This is a genomic window from Psychrobacter sp. FME5 (genome assembly GCF_014861375.1).
In the GTDB taxonomy this organism is placed as follows: Bacteria; Pseudomonadota; Gammaproteobacteria; order Pseudomonadales; family Moraxellaceae; genus Psychrobacter.
In genome coordinates this window covers 1-2116 of the sequence record NZ_RRYX01000201.1, presented here as the reverse complement: position 1 = coordinate 2116, position 2116 = coordinate 1, and the positions used below count along the sequence as shown (strand labels likewise).

Annotated in this window: 1 protein-coding gene and 2 pseudogenes; all 3 read left to right on the top strand. The window is 41.8% G+C overall.

Annotated features, from left to right (window positions below; all coding sequences use genetic code 11):
- Nucleotides 1-122, top strand: a pseudogene (locus EI161_RS14085) (IS982 family transposase); the annotation flags it as partial.
- A gap of 11 nt (nt 123-133) precedes the next feature.
- Nucleotides 134-1564 (top strand): annotated as a pseudogene (locus tag EI161_RS14080) (copper-translocating P-type ATPase); the annotation flags it as partial.
- A 78-nt stretch (nt 1565-1642) separates the two neighbouring features.
- Nucleotides 1643-2035 carry a MerR family transcriptional regulator gene (locus EI161_RS14075; protein ID WP_192529893.1) on the top strand — a complete coding sequence of 131 codons (393 nt, stop codon included), beginning with the start codon at nt 1643-1645 and terminating at the stop codon, nt 2033-2035.
- Nucleotides 2036-2116 lie beyond the last annotated feature (81 nt).

The window sequence follows — 2116 nt, the reverse complement described above, 5'->3', positions numbered from 1 at the left end:
GAGATTTATGGCATTTGTCTCATCGATTGATTCGTAAGATTCTGTCGCATAATCTGTGCTTTGTACTCAATAAAAAACTTGGTAATCCGCCTCTTCAGTTTGATTTGCTTATTTCAAGTTGAGAGTGGGGTAAAGCTATATTGATGAATCCATGATTACAGGTGAACCCGTTCCTGTCAAAAAAAAAGTGGGTGATCAAGTGGTAGGAGGGACAGTAAATCAAAATGGCACATTGAATTTTCGAGTAACGGCTATTGGCGACTCTTCGGTGTTGGCACAAATCATTCGTATGGTTGAACAGGCTCAAGGGGCTAAATTACCGATTCAGGCATTGGTTGATAAAGTCACGATGTGGTTTGTTCCCATGGTCATGTTCTTAGCAGCTCTGACTTTTGCTGTGTGGTTTGTTCTTGGTCCTGAGCCTGCTTTGACGTTTAGTCTCGTTAATGCCGTTGCTGTCTTAATCATTGCTTGTCCCTGTGCAATGGGATTGGCAACCCCTACCTCAATTATGGTTGGTACAGGTCGTGGGGCGGAAATGGGCGTGTTATTCCGTAAAGGTGAGGCATTACAAGCTTTACAGGAAGTTAAAGTTATTGCTGTCGATAAAACAGGCACATTAACTGAAGGTAAACCAACCTTAACAGATTTTCATGTCCAACAAGGGTTTCAACATAAACAAGTCTTGCGTATTGTGGCATCGGTTGAGGCAAAATCTGAACATCCCATTGCCGTAGCCATTGTTCAAGCCGCAGAACAACAAAATATCAGCTTATTACCGATTACCGCTTTTGAATCGGTGCCCGGACTAGGGATCAAAGCGGAAGTGGTAGGTCAGGTTATTTTCATTGGTGCTGATCGTTATATGCAGCAATTAGGGCTTGATGTCACACCCTTTGAAAACGAGGCAGCACGCTTAGGACAAGATGGCAAAACCCCACTTTATGTCGCGATTGACCAAAAGCTAGCAGCCATTATTGCCGTTGCAGATCCTATTAAAGACACCACTTATACTGCTATTGCAGGTTTACATCAACTGGGCTTAAAAGTGGCAATGATTACAGGCGACAATCGCCATACCGCTCAAGCGATTGCAGCAAAACTACATATTGATCAAGTGGTCGCAGAAGTATTGCCTGATGGAAAAGTAGATGCGATACGTCAACTGCAACAACAATATGGACGAGTGGCTTTTGTTGGTGATGGTATCAATGATGCGCCCGCTCTTGCTCAAGCTGATGTCGGACTGGCAATTGGGACAGGGACAGGGACAGATGTGGCGATTGAGGCAGCAGATGTGGTGTTGATGTCAGGTAGTCTACAAGGGGTTCCTAATGCGATTGCTTTAAGTAAGGCCACCATCAAAAATATTCGACAAAATCTATTTTGGGCATTTTTCTATAATGTTGCTCTTATTCCAATTGCCGCAGGGGTTTTGTATCCAGCATTTGATATTTTGTTGTCACCCATTTTTGCAGCAGGCGCAATGGCGCTATCCTCTGTTTTTGTACTAGGTAATGCCTTACGCTTAAAGTATTTTCAGGTGCCAGCAATTAAAGCATAGATTATATTAAGATAGGGTTAAAGTCGCGATTCAAAGTAGTCGTTTGGCTTTGCCCCTTTATCTATCAGGAGGAAAGTCATGAATATCGGTCAAGCGTCAGAGCAATCAGGAATCTCTCCTAAAATGATTCGCTATTATGAACAAATCGGTTTGCTTGATACCGCGAAACGCTCAAACTCAGGGTATCGAATCTACTCTAATCAAGATATAAAAGACTTATGCTTTTTAAGACAGGCTCGTGATTTAGGTTTTTCTTCCAAACAGATGAAAGAGTTGCTTGATTTGCGGAAAAATACAGATCGGCAGAGTGCGGATGTTAAACAGTTGACACTGCAACATATAGAAACCTTAAACCAAAAAACAGCTCAGTTGCAAGATATGGTGAACTTATTACAGATTTCTGCTGATCATTGCTCAGGTGATGAAAACGCAGAGTGCGCCATATTAAAAGATCTTGAACAAAGTGAATAAAATAAATTGTATTTTATTTAGAGTTGACTAGGGGCTGTATAGAATTGGGAGATAGTTGAAAAAAATAAGCAACGCCTTACA

What these genes read in the sequence shown, in the direction of transcription:
- EI161_RS14075 (WP_192529893.1), top strand. Translation starts at nt 1,643, where the DNA reads ATGAATATCGGTCAAGCGTCAGAGCAATCAGGAATCTCTCCTAAAATG.